This is a genomic window from Maribellus sediminis, assembly GCF_011799805.1.
GTDB classification, from domain to species: domain Bacteria; phylum Bacteroidota; class Bacteroidia; order Bacteroidales; family Prolixibacteraceae; genus Draconibacterium; species Draconibacterium sediminis_A.
In genome coordinates, this window is the sequence record NZ_WXUB01000001.1 from 213,694 (window position 1) to 230,363 (window position 16,670).

The following is a 16,670-nucleotide window of genomic DNA, read 5'->3' on the forward strand; positions in this document are numbered from 1 at the left end:
ACAATGAAAACAAATAAGTTTTTTCTACTTGGATTCTTAATGCTGCTTGTTGCAGCAGTTTCAGCCCAGGATTTGATTTCAGAAAAAGATCTGGCAAAGATCTACAAAAATAACGACGTTGTTGTGGTTTGGGCCGGTGCAGCTGATGGTTACAAAGTACACATTACCGGATCGATAAGCCTTCCACATTCAACATTGTGCACCGATCAGCCTGTTCGCAACCTGATCAAGTCGCCGCAGGAAATGGCGAAGATTTTGGGAGAACATGGTATATCGCCTGATAAAACGATCGTAGTTTACGATGAAGGATCGACAAAATATGCAGGCCGCATGTACTGGATGTTAAAGTATCTGGGAGCGCCTAATGTTAAAATGCTGGATGGTAACATGAAAGCATGGAAAGCCGGTCGCAAACCCATTACCGGTGCTCCGGGTAAAGCTGCTGCCACAACATTTACAGCAAAAGTTGATGCTACTCAACTGGCCAAAATGGATGAGGTTAAAAAAGCTGTTGATAATGCTTCTTATGTTATTGTTGATGCGCGTACTCCGGAAGAATATGCGGGAACAGCCGAAACCGAATTGGAACGGCCCGGTCATATTCCGAGCGCGGTAAATGTTAATTACGAAACTTTATCGGATGCCAAAGGCCTGTTAAAATCGAGCGATGAATTAACAGCAATGTTCAAATCAAAAGGTATTACAAAGGATAAAACCGTTATTGTATACTGCGAGACCAGTGTACGTGCCGGCGTAATTTACCTGGCATTAAAAGGACTTGGATACGAAAACGTAAAAGTATACGATGGAGCTTATTTAGAATGGCAGTCAACTGCAGCTAACACTGTAGTTTAAGCCTTTCACATGTCCTGAACGCCCGGTATTTACCGGGCGTTTTTTTATGCTTTTATTTTGACAATAAAAAAGCCACCCGCGATAATTGGATGGCTTTGGTGGTATTTACTTCTTACTTTTCAATCTGTATGCTGGTATCTAAATCAATTCCAGATCCCAGCTCAATTTTGTCCAATGTCTTCATTTGGATATTCGACGAATTCAATATTGAATTCAAATTATTTTCATCCACATCTGCCAGACTTAGGAAATCAGATGGAACAACTACTACTCTGAAGGTTTGATTCAGTGTATAATCGTTTGGTAAGGTTGAAAAATCAACATCTCCGTCCAGAAAAACCGACATATCAACAACGCGATCGTTAGAGATATCTCCGGTAAAATCGAAATTGTATACCAAAATAGCACCGGAATCAAAATAGGTGGTTTGCGGAAGTGGACGCCAGTAATCCAAACCATCTTCATTTTTCCACAAAATATAGGTTAAGATCACATCCGACTCGTAAGGATCGAATCCATTATCCTGAAAATTAAATAGGAGTTGATATCCATTTGCATTGGTAAAATTACCGGTAAATTCAAAAGTAGTTCCAACAAAGTTGTAACCATCTTCTCCGGGAGGGCCAACCGGACCAACAGGCCCTTCGCATGCGCCCAGAATTAAGGCTGCTGCTGCGATTAGTAAAATGCTTGTAAGTTTTTTCATGACTCTGAATTTTTTGGTTATTGAATTGTTTTCAAATCGGTTTTAAACAAGTATGGTGCCAAAAAAACCTTCGGCAATCGCCGAAGGTTCAATTTATATCTGATTATTTTTGTTTAGTCAGCTGATCCCGGTACCGGAACTGTGGCTGTTTTTATATAACCAACATCACCCATAATATAGGTGTCAGGGCCAAGTTTCATATCCGAGTTCATCATTTCTTCCCAGGTAACTTCTTTACCTGTGTAAGCCGATACCCTACCCATAATTGCAGTAAGAACCGAATTGGCGGTAGCTTCAGCTTCATTGAAAGGAATATTCTGACGGATACAGGTAATCAGGTCTTTGTGCTCCTGAACGTATGGACTGGTTTCGTGATCTTCGTACGAGAACAGTTCGTTACCCTCCAAATCTACAATTTTCGATGTTCCCCCTTGTGAAGTAAAGGCTTTACCTTTGGTTCCGTGCATTACCTCGTTTACAGCATTTGTACAGCCATTAATCTGACGACAGGTACTTAAAACTTGTCTTCCGTCATCCAAATCGAAACGAACTGCAAAGTTATCGTACTGGTCACCGGTGGGTCGACGCTGACGCGATCCAAATCCCAGGGCTTTTATCGGATGCTTGCCAAAAAACCAGTTGGCTACATCGATATTGTGAACGTGTTGTTCAACAATGTGGTCGCCCGAAAGCCAGCACCAGTTTACCCAGTCACGGATCATCCACTCCATTTCGCTCCAGGCCGGATTACTGTTACGGTACCATAACTGACCGCCATTCCAGTATACTTCGGCTGTTGTAAGCTTGCCAATGGCATTATTCGAGAGTTCTTTGTAAACGTTTATGTATTTATGCTGGTGACGGCGTTGTGTTCCGGTAACTACTTTCAGTCCCAGGTTATCAGCCATTTTTGCAGCAGCCAAAACTTGACGAACGCCTGCAGTATCTACTGCCACAGGTTTTTCCATGAAAACGTGTTTTCTGGCTTTTACTGCAGCCTCGAATTGTTCTGGGCGAAATTTAGGCGGTGTGGCAAGAATAACGATGTCTACACCCGAATCGATCACTTTTTCAAAAGCATCGAAACCAATGAAACAGTTTTCGTCCGGAATTTCCAATCCGTGTTCTTTTTTAATTCTATCGCGGCAACCGTCGATTCGGTCTTGAAAAACATCACCAAGAGCAGTTATGGTAACTGTTGATCCGCCAGCCTCGAGAAAGTTGTTGGCAGCACCTGTTCCACGTCCACCACAACCGATAACACCGGCTTTTAATACTGTTCCTTCCGGAACCTGATCGAGCAATGGCGGGAAGTTGTAATCTCTTTGTTTCCAGTCGTAAATAGCACTGCTTCCGGCAGAGCTATCGCCTGAAGTACACGATGTTAACGGGCCAAATCCAATGGCTCCGGCGGCTCCTATTGCAGCAGCTCCGCCTAAAAATTTTCTTCTTGAAAATTGACTTTCACTCATAATGTTTATGTTTTAGTTGAATTAGGATTTTAAATGTACCTATTTTTTCCCTGTTTTCTCATCGAATTCGCAAACTACTCTAAAACTCATGTAGTTGCAGTCGGATAACCACCAGATACTTTTAGGAATCTGCGGGTCGGTTTTCATCCAGGCTTCCGATTGAGTGTGATCACGTGCGGCTGATCGAACCTCGCCGGCTGCACTTTTAAAGGTACCACCGCGAATAACTCTTTCAGTTCCCATTGCCGGTCCCTTAGGATCGGTAGCTCCGTCGCTTAATTGTGTGTAGGCGTCTTCGGCGTACCAGTCAAGGCAATATTCGGCGGCGTTACCCAGCATATTTTTCAAACCAAACGGATTGGCTTCCACATCTTCGGGTACACCTGTTTTTAATCCGCTGTTTTTTTCATAGATCACGTAGCTGTTGATCAGCTCGTTGCTCTTACCGAAAAGATTTCCTAAAAATCCTTTTTCGGCGAAATCTTTTGGATCTCCTTCAAAGAAATAAGGTGTTTCGGTGCCGCCTCGCGCTGCATATTCCCATTCGGCCTCGGTGGGTAATCGATAGGTTTTACCGGTTACCTGCGATAACCACTTGCAGTAAGTTTCAGCCGAATGATAACTCATCGTTATTGCAGGGCGGTCTCCCATACCCCAGTTCTGATCGGGTTGTCCGTAAGGTGGCGTAGGTCCTGTAATGGCATCAACTTCACCTTGCAAGCGGGAGCCTTCTGTATCGGTTGAACGGCCTTCGGCAGCTGTGGCTCCGTAGAAAGCAAGGTATTCATTCCAGCTAACTTCTATTTCAGCCATAAAGAACGGACTCAAATTCACCGTTTTTTGCGGACCTTCATCAGCTTCGCGATATTGTTCTTTTTCAGGGCTTCCTATTTTAAAACTTCCTCCCGGAATGGCTTTCATATTAAATGAAATGGTGGTTCCCGGAATCTGCTCAGTAAAATCTTCCAGTGCACTTACTGCAGTCGGTTCAGTAAATTTCTCTAAGTTCTCGTTTCCGGTACTTCCAAATTCAACATTTTTGGCGTGAAGTGCATTCGGATCGTAATGTCCCACATTCAGGTGACAGTTAATACAACGCAACTCATCTTCGTGCTGCGTATAGTATAAGTGAGCATCCTGTCCTTTACGGTTAAGCGTGATCGGGAACAGGTTTGAATGGCATTTTACGCACGACGCTTTAAACACATGGTGTTGTGCCTGGTCTAGACTTGATTTGGCCTCCCAGTTAAAATCAGCCGAATCTTTGAAAAAGAAACCATAGGCATCGCGTGCCGAAGCCTTTATTTTTTCTTTTAAATAACCTTCTCCTTTGGGGGGAAGATGACAGTCAACACAGCCAATTTTAATACCGACACGGGTATCGTAGTGAACGGATAACTTCCAGGAATCGGTAACGTGCGGATGAACATGGCACATTTCGCATGATTCAGGAGTTGATGTGGCTTCAATTGCTTTATTCGAATAAATGGCTGCAAGCAGCCCAATGACAAAGCCAATAAATAATACTAGTAATAGTTTTTCGCGTAGAAATTTTACAAAACGGCGTAGCATACACGTGGTCGTTTATTAGGTTCATGAATGATTTAGGTCTCAAATTTAATAATTTTCTTAAGTGATTTTAGTGTTTTATAACTATTTAAATTCGAAAAATAAAGCCAAAAGGTTGCCCGGATACGACAACCTTGGGAGAGTTTTAAAATTACAGGAATACAAGAGAGATAAGGGAAATATCTCGATATGCAAGATAGCTTGATTGCTTTTATAACGGATTATGTCAAGATTATGAGTGCATTAAACGTTTGTTAATGCATTAAGCATAAGTTAATTAATCCTTAAGTCTGTCTCGGTAATTTGTTGTAAATTACGGTATGATTAACCTGCACCAAAACATTACCGATATTCTGGAACTTGTGTTTCCAACTCTTTGCATTACCTGCGGTGAACGGCTTATAACCCAGGAAAAACTGGTGTGTTTTAATTGCTGGAACGATCTTCCGGTAACTCATTTTCATTTAGAGCCCGAAAATAAGGTCGCTCAACTTTTCTGGGGCCGCGTAACTATTGAAAATGCAGCTTCTTATTTTTCATACCGAAAAGGGAGTAAGTACCAGCAGCTCATTCATTTTACAAAATACAAAGGCTTAAAAGAGCTTGGTTATGAAACAGGAAGAAAATATGGATTCGTTCTTCGGGAATCGTCTGCTTTTTGTGCTGCTGATTTTGTTGTGCCGGTGCCGCTACATCCTAAAAAAGAGAAGAAGCGTGGATACAATCAATGCAAATGGATAGCAGAAGGTATTGCTGCATCGATGGATAAGAAAGTTGTTGCGGATAATTTGTTCAGAAAAACTTACACAAGCACTCAAACACGAAAAAACCGCTACGAGCGCTGGCAAAATGTGGAAGGTATTTTTGGAATCCACCGGCCCGAAGAATTTGAAAATAAACACCTGCTTTTGGTTGACGATGTGGTAACCACGGGCTCAACATTGGAAGCCTGCGCTTTCGAGATTCTTAAAATAAAGAATACAAAAGTGAGTATCGCTACTCTTGCTTTTGCCGATTTCTGATCCGGATTTTCACATTGGCAGAAAAGCATTGTATTTATTGACATAACTTCTCCGAAAATCCCTAAACAATGTCTTGCTTCAATCTGTTAAAGCAACAGTATGAACGCGATTTAATCATCAAAAAAAAGTATAGAATAATGAACATTAAAAATTTACTATTGATTATGCTGGTTGTGATTGGTTTTACGGCCTGTAACCAAAAACCGGCAGGCAATGAAGACTCAAACGTGAAGTATTACAGGCAGTTGTTATTTAGTGAAACTCCATGGGATTTGGAACGCGGTTCTCATGAAATTTCGGCTGACGAAGCTCAAAAAGTGAATAATTATAAATTCACCTGGAACGACAACGGAACCCTGGCTTCAGTGGAATATAACCGTAACGGCGTGTTGCTTGGATATTCGAATCTGCGTGCTGCTAAAATAACTTACACATACGAAGGAGACAAACAAGTTAAAAAATTCTTTAATGAGGATGGTGAGCAAATAGAAAGCGGTGGTACTTATACCCAGGAATATACACTCGATGATTCGGGAATGCGTGTTGCCTTGCGTTTTCTTGATAAAGATGGAAACCCGGTTGAAAACAGAAACAACATTCACAATTATGTGTGGTCGAAACTTGACAACGGAATGATTCGCGAACTACGTTACAACCTGGCAAAAGAAGAAACCATTATGAATCCGTTTTGCCCGTTTTACGAGTTGCGCTTTAGTTACAACGACAAGGGTTATGTAACCCGAATGGCAAATTACGAAGCCGACACTTTATACGATTGCACAGCCGAGAATTGTGGCGATGTGGGCGTTTCTTACTTTCTGTTCGAAAATAATGACAAAGGCGATTTGCTAACGTTTTCGGTACACAGCACCACCGGCCAGTTATCGAATTTGTACTGGGGCTGGGCAAAACGAAGCAATACAGTTGATGAAAACGGAAACCTTGTAAAAATGGTGATTTACGACCAGGATGATGAATTGCTTGGTGGTAAAGGAATACCTGTTACCGAAAACGAATACAACGAGCACGGAGCTTTGGTGAAAAGTATTTCGAAAGATGGCGACGGAAATGTAGTTAACAACCCGAACAGCGGAGTTGCCATTGTTGAATACAAGTACGACGATGAGGGACGACGTGTTGAAACCCTTCGTTACGACAAAGAAATGAACCCTGTAGAAAGTAATAGTTAAGTATTTACGATATTATGATTCACTTTAAACCGATTTTGAACTTTTTTACGCTCTCATTAGTTGTTCTGCTGCTATCCTGTTCAGGAGGGCAAAAAAAGGTGGAACAGGCAGATTCCGGCGTTGAAGCGTCGACCCCAAAAGTTGAGATAAACAGCGAAGCCAAATTATTGCTGAAAACTTTAAGTGAAATGGGCGATTATGCCAACAGCCGTAATTTTCCTTCGCTTATAAAGCCTTCCGCAGTATTTGAAGAGCTGGATGGCAATATACAGATCATCGATTTGCGAAGTGAAGATGCCTATGACGACGGACACATAAAAGGCGCTGTCCAGGTTAGTTTTTCTGATCTTCCCGCTTATTTTTCCAACGATATCAAACCATTTGAATACGACAAGATTGTGATGGTTTGTTACAGTGGGCAAATAGCCAGCTATGCTACCTCGTTATTGCGCCTGGCAGGTTACGGGAACGTTTATGCCATGCGCTGGGGAATGAGCGCCTGGAATAAATATTTTGCTGAAGATTCTTGGCTCGATAATGTTTCATCGGAATTTCAGGAACAACTGGAAACTGCGGAACATGATAAAGCAGCTGTTACCGATTTGCCAAAACTGAATACCGGAAAAACAAGCGGCGATGAGATTTTGCAGGTTCGCATCGATTCACTGTTTGCTGCAGGATACTCCGAAGCGCTCATCCATGCCGACGATGTTTTTGAAGATCCGGCGCATTATTACACCATAAATTACGACCGGAAAGACAAGTACGAATCGGGGCATATTCCCGGAGCAGTTCGTTATAAACCGGGTGGCACGCTCGGTATTGTTTCCGAAATGCAGACCATCCCAACCGATAAAGAGGTAGTGGTTTACTGTAATACCGGGCATAATTCAGGTTTTGCTACGGCATATTTGCGCTTGTTTGGTTACGATGCCAAAACCCTCACTTTTGGGAACAATGCATTTATGTACGATAAAATGAAGGAGGAAGAAAGTGCGCTTTCCTGGCTTCCGTTTACCGAAGCCGAAATACACGATTATCCATACGTTAGCAACTAAGAAAAGTAGTTCGAAGATATTTTATTCCGGCCTGATCGTTGGATCGGGCCGGAATTTATAATTTAGGACTTCCGGATTTTCTTCTTCCGAAAGGATAAAAACCGAATCGAAACCAAGCTGATTTAAAATCACCCAAGCCTTCGAACTTGTTGAAATATCTTTTGAATAAAGCAAAACAGCTCCTTTCAATTCCGCCAGTTTTTCCTTGTTCTCCTTTTGAGTTAGTTCGTTGAACGGGATGTAAACTGAATTATTGAAGCGCCGGTCTTCGTCAAATTCAATTATGGTATAATCACCATTTATATTACTAAGTTCCTGCACCGAAACTGTATTTTGTTGCGCCGCTTTCAATGCATCATTTACGTTTCTTTTAAACAGGTTCGGATTAAAAGTTTGCACTAAAACCAGTACAACTATTAGTAGCAGAAATGCTATTATCCAACTTAATTTTCTAATCATCTTTTTCGATTTTATTCACAACCGCCATCCAGCTGCGATTCTTCCAGTCGCCTGGCTTCAAGGTATTGCATTTTTAAACTATCTGGCAAACTGTTAATCTCAGTGAAGGTTCTGCGTGCCTTGTACCGGTTCTCAAACAGCGCATTCTCGCGTGGCGTAATGCGTTCGCCTTCAAATTTACTGAGCATAACGAGTTTGTACCATTCATTCAAACCACCTTTCATAACAAACGAATTTTTATATCCCAGCCCGGTGGCGATTGTCCAGGCTAAGTTGGCTGTTTCGTTGCCATTACTGTAATAAATGTTGCGTACTTTTTTTTGATTAAGGTAACCTTCCCAGTTCGGATTCAGCAGGTCATCAAAAGGAATATTTATCGATCCGGGAATGTTGCTTTTCATGTATTCTACTTCGCTTCTCAGATCGATCAATTGAACGGTGGTATCTTCATTATTCATAAAACGGGCCACTTCATCCACTGTAAAATACATGTCGCTGGCAGCTGCTAACTCAACAAGTTCGCCTGGTTTAACCTTGAAGGTTTTTGCGGCATTAAAAGGCAGAAATGCGAGGATAAAACCAACTCCCACCAGTAAAACCGATATTTTTATTCGTGCATTCATTTTCAAATTAAATTTCGGAAGTGATGTCGGGACGTGCATATTTTTTCTCGGCCATTTCTGCAAGCCAGAACATGATTATCGCTGCAACAATCAGCAGAAAAGTAAAAACACCCGGAGACACACCCATCCACTCATCAATTCGTACCGGACCTTTGTAATTGGCGCCTGCCAGTGTTTGTATCATCGGGTAAGTTTCGGCAAAAACAAAAGCGCCTGCCAGCCCGCCAAAAAGAAAAAGCAAGGCATCAATCTTTCCAATCGACAGGGCGCTGATACCTGTTCCGGGGCAAAATCCGCCCATTATAAATCCGGCTCCCATAATTACTCCGCCAACCAGTGTTGCAGTTATGTAATACGGATTTACGTACACCATATTCAGGTTAAGCAAGCCAAAATAGCTGAGCAACTGCGAACCTGCCAGCGCTACGATGGCAGCTGTAAAGAATACTTTTAAAACAGTAGTGTCGTAGCCGTAAAACATACCGGCAAGTTTTCGGCTCGAAGAAAAACCAGCCTGTTCCAGGGCAAAGCCAAAGCCAATGCCAATTAGAAAGCCAATGCCCAGATTCAGCCATTGAGGAAGTTCGTTAAGTACAGTAATCGGTCCCATAATTAAAGATTGATTTATTGAAGGATTGATGGACTGAAGATTAGATCCAAAGCTTTCTGAAAAACCACGCAAAAATGTAGGCCGAACCAAAAATGCCGATCATGGTCATAAATCCGGCTACTGAAAGGACGGCCATTCCTGAAAGTGCTGCTCCGCTTGTACAGCCGCGTGCCAGTTGTGCTCCGTAAACAAAAAACAAGCCGCCTAAAAAAGCGAAAAACAATCGCTTCCCGTTTGTTATGTTGGGCGATTTTTCAATTTTGAATTTTAGGCGACCGGACAAGGCCCCCGAAATAAATCCACCGAGAAACATTCCCAGCACCTCAAGTGCCAGCCAGTTTTTCAAGGGATTCTCCCCGTTTTCGAAATATTTCCGGTAATACGACGATTCCATTGCATGTTCGTGGTCGACTGCTTCAACGGCAGCAACAACAGCATATTTCAATCCGCCACTTGCTCCCAGTCCGCGCCCCGAAAAAAACATGGCGCTCAATAGTACCATTCCGAGCAACACACCGGCAAGGTATGGGTTCATGTATTTTCTTTTCATAGTAGTAGAAGGTTTTGGTTAACAAATAACCATCGAACACTAAGACAAATCAAGCGAGTTTATTGTTTTGAATAATGCCGAAGAAACTTTAAAAAATAACGAATCGTTACTGTGTTAGGTAAACATTTAATATGATAACTTTGTGGCAAGGTATTTGAAATGCATTCTGAAAATCAAAAACGTACACCATGAAAACGCTAACCTTCTTTCTATTGTTGATTTTAACCCTGACAGCTACCGCACAAGATAAGATCATCAAAAAAAATGCTGAGATATTGAATTGCAAAGTCACGGAAATTGGTGCCGATGAGGTTAAATATTATTATGCCGAAAGCCCAAAGTTGATTTTTGGAATTGATAAAGCACTGGTTGACCGGATTGAATTTGGTACCGGAGAAGTTCTCGAGATCGAAGAAAACACCTTTAGAAATCCGGAATATTACGTGAATCAGTCGAAAAATGCATTAAAGGTGAATTTCCTGTCGCCACTATTCGGGACTACCGAATTGGTTTATGAACGTAGTCTCAAACCAAGCCAGTCGTGGGAAGTAGCTTTGGGAATTATCGGTCTTGGAAATGATATTGACGACATCGATCCGTTCGGATTTTATGGAAAGTTTGCGTGGAAATTTATGCGCGATCCCGATTTTTACATGACCCGAATGCACTATTCCCACCTTTTGAAAGGCGGATATTTTGCGCCTGAAATTGCAATCCGACATATGGCGTATGATCAGTATTACTATGATTCGTATTACGATTCGTATGGAAATTACCATTATAAAACAGGTGAGAAAAGAGAAAATCGTACAACTTTAGCCCTGATGTTGAAGCTTGGAAAACAATGGGTGTTCGATGATTCATTTTTGATAGATACCTATGTAGGCGTTGGATATGGATTTGGTGCCGATGAATACGATGGCCTGCCTTACGGTTTCATTGTAGCTCCTGATGATTTTCCGATTGCATTAACCTCCGGTATAAGAGTTGGTTGGGTGTTTGGTAAGTAGTTTCCTCGCGAAAGTTTCAACTTCTTGCCGCTTTCTTTGTTTGGGGTAAAAACAGAAAGTCGGAATGGAACTAACAATAAGTCAATATTTCCCGGGCGTGCGGCCCAATGTAACGTTGCCAACAAAGCAAATGTTTGAGCTGTTGGGTGAACAAGGTATTCGCAAAATGGTAAGCGATCATTACGATCTTATCGTGCAAAGTCCTATTAAAGAGCTGTTCCCAAAAAATCCGATTGCCCTGGAAAAAGCCAAGGAACATTCAGCTGATTTCTTTATACAAATTTGTGGCGGGCCTGATTATTTTAACCAGAATCGTGGAATGCCGCAGCTAAACCGACGTCACCGGCCTTTTAAAATTACTGCTGAAGCTCGTATTGAATGGTTGAAATGTTACCAGCAGGTTTTGTCAAAACTTGAATTACCTGAAGATGTTTTGCAATCGTTTTGGAACTATCTCGATGTTTTCTCGAAATGGATGGTGAACAGTTACGATGTTGGTCTAAAGTCGGTAATAAACCGCTAGCGAAATTACATTGTTAAACTGGTTGTTGTGCCAGTAATAGTTGGTTCCTGAAGGCTGATTTCGGATAGGTACTACCGATAAAGCCAGGCGAAGATCGATGGAGGCACGTTCCAGAAAATCAAACTGAAATCCTAGAAATGGCTGAAGGTCGAAAGTGTTGAACGGATGCTGATCTTCTTTTGGGAATTCCCCGTAATTATCCAATTCTTTTGAATGAATAAGCACTCCGGGAGCGATGCCGGCAATGATCATACTTCTTTCGTTGGTTCTGAAACCCATAAAAATAGGAATGTCGATATAACCCAAACGCATCACGTATTTTTCTACTTCCGGCTGTTTAGGATCGTACTTTTTTCGCGAGCCTTTTTGCGAATATTTAATTTCCATGCCGGCAACAATCGCCGGTGCAACATCGGTTTGTACAAAAATACCGGCCAGGATTCCGGCTTTGTTATAGCCTTTAAAATAGTCGCCTTCAACCTGCGAACCGTTAAAGCCAGCTATCAATCCGGCATCGAAACGCTGGGCAAACAGTACATTTGCAGCCAGCAATAAAACTATCGTGATCAGAAACTTATTCATAAAACCAATTTACATATATTTTTTCAGTTCTGCTTTTAACTGCTCAACTCCTTTTCCTGCTTTTTCAACAATATAAGTTACATTCTTCTGAAACACTTCCGGTTTTCCAGGATCGACTACGAAAATGGGTGTTCCTCTGCGAACATAATTTACCAGGCTCGCGGCCGGGTAAACAGCCAGAGATGTTCCGATTACTACCAAAATATCGGCACTTTCCACAATGCCTATTGCTTTTGGAATATTTGGAACAGGCTCTCCGAACCAGACAATATGCGGGCGAAGCTGACTGCCTTTCTCGCAACGGTCGCCAATATCCAGCGCCCAGTGATCGAGTTCATACACCAAAAACGGATCGATGGTACTGCGGGCTTTCATCAACTCGCCATGCAGGTGAAGTACTTTTGTGCTGCCTGACTGCTCGTGAAGGTTATCCACGTTTTGGGTCACCACTTCAACATCAAAATGATTTTCGAGTTCGGCAATGGCCTGGTGTCCTGCGTTCGGTTCCGCCTGTAAAAGCTGTTTTCGCCGCTCGTTGTAAAAGCGCAAAACAAGTGCCGGATCACGCTCCCAGGCTTCCGGAGTGGCCACTTCGGTTACATCGTAACTCTCCCAAAGTCCGCCCATATCGCAGAAGGTTTTTAGTCCGCTTTCCTGGCTCATGCCCGCACCCGAAAGTACCACCAGCTTTTTCTTCATTGACATAAGATTTGTTTAAAAATACAATTTCTGAAGTATTGTTTCAAAAAAAACCTTTTGATCACCTGTTTCAGTCTATTTCTGATATTTTTGTACAGTGATTGATCCGGCTACCATAGAACGCATTTTAGATGCAGCAGAAATCTCAGATGTGGTTTCTGATTTTGTAACACTTCGAAAACGTGGTGTTAACATGTTGGGACTATGTCCTTTTCATAACGAAAAAACTCCTTCGTTTACAGTTTCGCCGGCAAAAGGCATTTTTAAATGCTTTGGTTGCGGGAAAGGCGGTAACTCCGTGAACTTCATCATGGAGCACGAAAATCTGAGTTATCCCGAAGCCCTGAAGTGGCTGGCAAGCAAATACAAAATTGCTGTTGTTGAAGAGGAAGAATCAGAGGAACAGAAACATCTGAAAGACGAGCGCGAAAGTTTGATGATTGTGACGGCTTTTGCCCAGAAATTTTTTACGCGGTATTTGTGGGAAGAAAACGAGGGACGAACGATCGGACTGAGTTATTTTCGTGAACGCAGTTTTCGCGACGATATCCTGAAAAAGTTTGAAGTAGGTTTTGCACCCGACGGAAAAACACCTTTTACTGATGCCGCCCAAAAGCAAGGTTACCGCATTGAGTACCTTGAGAAAACAGGACTCACAATTAAACGCGACGACTGGATGCGTGACCGCTTTGCGGGCCGTGTGATTTTCCCGATTCATAATCTCGCCGGCCGGGTTATCGCTTTTGGCGGACGTATTCTGAAAGACGACAAAAAAACAGCCAAATACCTTAATTCTCCGGAGTCGGATATTTATCACAAAAGCCGGGTTCTGTATGGGATTTACCAGGCGAAACGCGAAATTACACAACTCGATAAATGCTACCTGGTTGAAGGCTACACCGATGTGCTTTCGATGCACCAGGCGGGTATTACAAATGTTGTAGCATCTTCCGGAACGGCATTAACACCCGACCAGATTCGTATGGTCCGCCGGTTTTCGCAAAACATTACCATCATTTACGATGGCGATGCAGCGGGAATAAAAGCTTCACTGCGTGGAATCGACCTTGTGCTTGAAGAAGGAATGAACGTAAAGGTGTTGTTGCTTCCTGATGGCAAAGACCCCGATTCTTTTGCCAAGCAGAAAGGAGCCAGTGCGTTTCTGGAGTACATTAAGAATAATGAAACCGACTTTATTCGTTTCAAAACGCAGTTGCTGTTAAAGGAAACCGAAAACGATCCGATTGCAAAAGCAAAACTGATCACCGAGGTAATTCGCTCAGTTGCTGTTATTCCCGAAGCGATTACACGTTCAGTTTATATTAAGGATTGCAGCCGTTTGCTTGATGTGGATGAGGAAGTGCTGTACACCGAAGTGCGCCGCCAAAAATACAAGCAGGACGAAGATTTCAGGAAAAAGGAAGAACGAAAAATGGTAAGTGCTCCCAAAGTTCAGCAGGAGGAGAGAACAATTTCTCTGCCGTCGGATATGCTGACCGAGGATTTGCAATTTTTGCGTTTTCTGCTGAAACATGCCAATGCCGTTATCCAACTTAAAATAAAAGGCAGTAAAGAAGCCTTTGAAACCACGGTAAAGGAGTTTATGGTGACCGAAATTGAAGCTGATGAGCTGGTTTCTGAAAATCCCCTTTTCCAGAAGGTCTTTTACGAGGTAGCCGATCATATTGAAGAAGCGGGTTTTGATCCATGGCGCTATTTTATTTACCACGCCGATGGCGAAGTAAGTAAGTTGGCTACTGATCTTCTTTCGGATAAATACATTGAAAGTAAACGCTGGAAAAAGGCGGGTGCTTACACCGAAGCTGAAGAAGATATCCTGGATATTTTGATTCCCAGAATAGTAAACGAATATAAGCTCAGCAAGGTAAAACTGATACTCGACGAAATTGAAAAGGCCATCGACGCGGCATCGGCGGCTAACGATTTTGATAAGGTAATTGAAGAACAGTCGATGTATATGAACCTGAAAAGGGTACAAAAGGAACTTTCTGACGCACTTGGAAGAAGAGCCATAAATTAATTGCTTATGCGAACTAATTTTATCGAAGACAGGAATGAAATTGATGCGGTGATCAGGGCTTGTAAAACCTGTTACCTGGCCATGTCGGTAGGAGATAAACCTTATATTTTGCCAATGAACTTTGCGCTCGAAGGAGATGTCGTTATCCTGCATTCAGCGCAAGAGGGCCGCATGTGGGAAAGTATTTTGAAGAATCCAAAGGTGTGTATCAACTGGACTTTGGGAGAAGAACTTGCCTGGCAGGATGTTCGGGTTGGATGCAGTTACAGGGTTAAATCAAAGTCGGTGGTACTCGAAGGAACGGTGGAAATTGTTGACGATTACGACGAAAAATACCGCTGCCTTGAGTTATTAATGAAACAATACAGCGACAGGGAGTTTAAATTTGGCGAACCGGCTGTAAAGAATGTGGGCGTTTTTAAAGTTCACATCGATGAACTGGGAGCAAAGGAATTTGGCGCAAAGGCAACAACTCCATGGAACAGCTAGATTATAAATTATGATATTCGTTACCGGAGGAACAGGATTAGTTGGATCGCATCTGCTTTTTGAACTTACAAAAGGCGGTGAAAAAGTAAGGGCATTAAAACGCCCCACCAGTAATCTCAGTCAGGTTGTCAAAACCTTCTCTTATTATACCAACGACGCGCAGAAACTCTTCGACTCGATTGAATGGGTGGATGGCGATATTCTTGATTATTTTGCGCTGGAAGAATTGCTGAGAGGTGTTGACGTGATCTACCATTGTGCTGCCATTGTTTCTTTTGATGGAAGGGACCGGAGTAGAATGATCGGTAACAACGTAGAAGGAACTTCAAACCTGATAAATGCAGCCCTTGAAAACCAGGTGAAACGAATTTGCCACGTAAGTTCGATTGCAGCCCTGGGAAAGCGTGAGAACGGCGAAATGGTAAATGAGGAAACCAACTGGATTCCCGCAAAAAAGCACTCGGCCTATTCCGAAAGCAAGTTTTTTTCTGAGGCCGAAATCTGGAGAGGAGTGGAAGAAGGAATCGATGCGGTGATTGTAAATCCGTCTATTATTTTAGGGCCGGGAAACTGGGAGAACAGCAGTGCTAAATTTTTCAAAACGGTTTGGGATGGCATGAAATACTATACCCGGGGAGTTACCGGTTATGTTGATGTTCGTGATGTGGTTAGTGTTATGCTGCAATTGATGAACGAAGCACATTTTGAACGGTGTAAAAATCAGCGTTACCTTTTAAATGCTGAAAATCTAACCTACGAGGAAGTATTTAACCAGATTGCGGATGCAATAGGCAAACCACGTCCTTCGGTTTTTGCCTCCGATTTTATGACAGCAATAGCATGGCGCCTGGCGAAAGTTGGAAGCTGGTTCACACGAAAACAACCGGTACTAACGAAAGAGGTTGCGACCGGACGGAATGATATTAATAACTACGATGGATCGAAAATCATTACTGCCATCAATTTTCAATACACCCCTGTTTCAGCATCAATAAAAAATACCGCAAAACTGTTTTTGGCTGACGTAAAATAAAAAAGGGCAGAAAATTCTGCCCTTGTAATAAATAACGTCCTAACTTTTTTATCATCCGAGATGAAATGCCCGTTAAAGCACCGGACCTTAAACTGTCCGAATTATTTCAATGAATATGGTATGGTTACAATCAATAAGTAGCCAATTTTGTTAACCTGCTGTGTGCGAACACTTTCGCG

The 16,670-nt window shown here is 42.4% G+C and carries 18 protein-coding genes; 9 read left to right on the forward strand and 9 right to left on the reverse strand.

Features of this window, described 5'->3' with window-relative positions:
* The first annotated feature begins 3 nt into the window (after positions 1–3).
* A complete protein-coding gene (locus tag HFD85_RS00815; RefSeq protein WP_167604707.1) occupies positions 4–855 on the forward strand; it encodes a sulfurtransferase in 852 nt (283 codons plus the stop codon).
* Between the two features lie 112 nt (positions 856–967).
* Here HFD85_RS00815 and HFD85_RS00820 read toward each other — a convergent pair whose 3' ends face one another.
* From HFD85_RS00820 to HFD85_RS00830, 3 genes are all read right to left on the reverse strand, one after another.
* Complete coding sequence (locus HFD85_RS00820) at positions 968–1,561, reverse strand: hypothetical protein (RefSeq protein ID WP_167604708.1); 594 nt, start codon at positions 1,559–1,561, stop codon at positions 968–970.
* 113 nt (positions 1,562–1,674) lie between these two features.
* Complete coding sequence (locus HFD85_RS00825) at positions 1,675–3,033, reverse strand: Gfo/Idh/MocA family protein (RefSeq protein WP_206081821.1); 1,359 nt, start codon at positions 3,031–3,033, stop codon at positions 1,675–1,677.
* Between the two features lie 39 nt (positions 3,034–3,072).
* A complete protein-coding gene (locus tag HFD85_RS00830; protein ID WP_167604709.1) occupies positions 3,073–4,605 on the reverse strand; it encodes an SUMF1/EgtB/PvdO family nonheme iron enzyme in 1,533 nt (510 codons plus the stop codon).
* A gap of 317 nt (positions 4,606–4,922) precedes the next feature.
* On the opposite strand from HFD85_RS00830, the gene HFD85_RS00835 reads away from it, so the two are divergent.
* The 3 genes from HFD85_RS00835 (at position 4,923) to HFD85_RS00845 (ending at position 7,872) form a co-directional block, all read left to right on the forward strand.
* Positions 4,923–5,624 (forward strand): ComF family protein, encoded by a 702-nt coding sequence (locus HFD85_RS00835; RefSeq protein ID WP_167604710.1) that lies wholly within the window; start codon positions 4,923–4,925, stop codon positions 5,622–5,624.
* Between the two features lie 137 nt (positions 5,625–5,761).
* Positions 5,762–6,814, forward strand: coding sequence for a BRO1 domain-containing protein (locus tag HFD85_RS00840; protein ID WP_167604711.1), 1,053 nt, complete (start codon positions 5,762–5,764; stop codon positions 6,812–6,814).
* A gap of 14 nt (positions 6,815–6,828) precedes the next feature.
* Positions 6,829–7,872 carry a rhodanese-like domain-containing protein gene (locus HFD85_RS00845; protein WP_167604712.1) on the forward strand — a complete coding sequence of 348 codons (1,044 nt, stop codon included), beginning with the start codon at positions 6,829–6,831 and terminating at the stop codon, positions 7,870–7,872.
* A gap of 21 nt (positions 7,873–7,893) precedes the next feature.
* Here the strand turns inward: HFD85_RS00845 and HFD85_RS00850 are convergent, their stop codons facing one another.
* From HFD85_RS00850 to HFD85_RS00865, 4 genes are read right to left on the reverse strand one after another with little or no spacing between them, the layout of a single operon-like run.
* The gene (locus HFD85_RS00850; protein ID WP_167604713.1) at positions 7,894–8,331 is read right to left on the reverse strand and encodes a rhodanese-like domain-containing protein; all 438 of its coding nucleotides are present in this window, start codon (positions 8,329–8,331) and stop codon (positions 7,894–7,896) included.
* 11 nt (positions 8,332–8,342) lie between these two features.
* Positions 8,343–8,954 carry a rhodanese-like domain-containing protein gene (locus tag HFD85_RS00855; protein ID WP_167604714.1) on the reverse strand — a complete coding sequence of 204 codons (612 nt, stop codon included), beginning with the start codon at positions 8,952–8,954 and terminating at the stop codon, positions 8,343–8,345.
* Between the two features lie 7 nt (positions 8,955–8,961).
* A complete protein-coding gene (locus HFD85_RS00860; protein ID WP_167604715.1) occupies positions 8,962–9,564 on the reverse strand; it encodes a YeeE/YedE thiosulfate transporter family protein in 603 nt (200 codons plus the stop codon).
* A gap of 40 nt (positions 9,565–9,604) precedes the next feature.
* Positions 9,605–10,114 carry a YeeE/YedE thiosulfate transporter family protein gene (locus HFD85_RS00865; RefSeq protein WP_167604716.1) on the reverse strand — a complete coding sequence of 170 codons (510 nt, stop codon included), beginning with the start codon at positions 10,112–10,114 and terminating at the stop codon, positions 9,605–9,607.
* 188 nt (positions 10,115–10,302) lie between these two features.
* Between HFD85_RS00865 and HFD85_RS00870 the strand changes: the two genes are divergently transcribed.
* Positions 10,303–11,124 (forward strand): hypothetical protein, encoded by an 822-nt coding sequence (locus HFD85_RS00870; RefSeq protein WP_167604717.1) that lies wholly within the window; start codon positions 10,303–10,305, stop codon positions 11,122–11,124.
* 64 nt (positions 11,125–11,188) lie between these two features.
* Positions 11,189–11,647 (forward strand): globin domain-containing protein, encoded by a 459-nt coding sequence (locus tag HFD85_RS00875; RefSeq protein WP_167604718.1) that lies wholly within the window; start codon positions 11,189–11,191, stop codon positions 11,645–11,647.
* On the opposite strand, the gene HFD85_RS00880 is transcribed toward HFD85_RS00875, so the two are convergent.
* Positions 11,624–12,229 (reverse strand): outer membrane beta-barrel protein, encoded by a 606-nt coding sequence (locus tag HFD85_RS00880; RefSeq protein ID WP_167604719.1) that lies wholly within the window; start codon positions 12,227–12,229, stop codon positions 11,624–11,626. The two genes, HFD85_RS00875 and HFD85_RS00880, sit on opposite strands and share 24 nt — an antisense overlap.
* Before the next feature lie 9 nt (positions 12,230–12,238).
* A complete protein-coding gene (locus HFD85_RS00885; RefSeq protein ID WP_240924995.1) occupies positions 12,239–12,928 on the reverse strand; it encodes an SIR2 family NAD-dependent protein deacylase in 690 nt (229 codons plus the stop codon).
* Between the two features lie 97 nt (positions 12,929–13,025).
* Between HFD85_RS00885 and dnaG the strand changes: the two genes are divergently transcribed.
* The 3 genes from dnaG to HFD85_RS00900 are packed head-to-tail and all read left to right on the forward strand — an operon-like array spanning position 13,026 to position 16,491.
* Positions 13,026–14,969, forward strand: a complete 1,944-nt coding sequence (gene dnaG / locus HFD85_RS00890; protein ID WP_167604721.1) for a DNA primase — start codon at positions 13,026–13,028, stop codon at positions 14,967–14,969.
* Between the two features lie 6 nt (positions 14,970–14,975).
* On the forward strand, positions 14,976–15,458 hold the full coding sequence (locus tag HFD85_RS00895; protein WP_167604722.1) for a pyridoxamine 5'-phosphate oxidase family protein: 483 nt from the start codon (positions 14,976–14,978) through the stop codon (positions 15,456–15,458).
* 10 nt (positions 15,459–15,468) lie between these two features.
* Positions 15,469–16,491 carry an NAD-dependent epimerase/dehydratase family protein gene (locus HFD85_RS00900; protein WP_167604723.1) on the forward strand — a complete coding sequence of 341 codons (1,023 nt, stop codon included), beginning with the start codon at positions 15,469–15,471 and terminating at the stop codon, positions 16,489–16,491.
* Positions 16,492–16,670 lie beyond the last annotated feature (179 nt).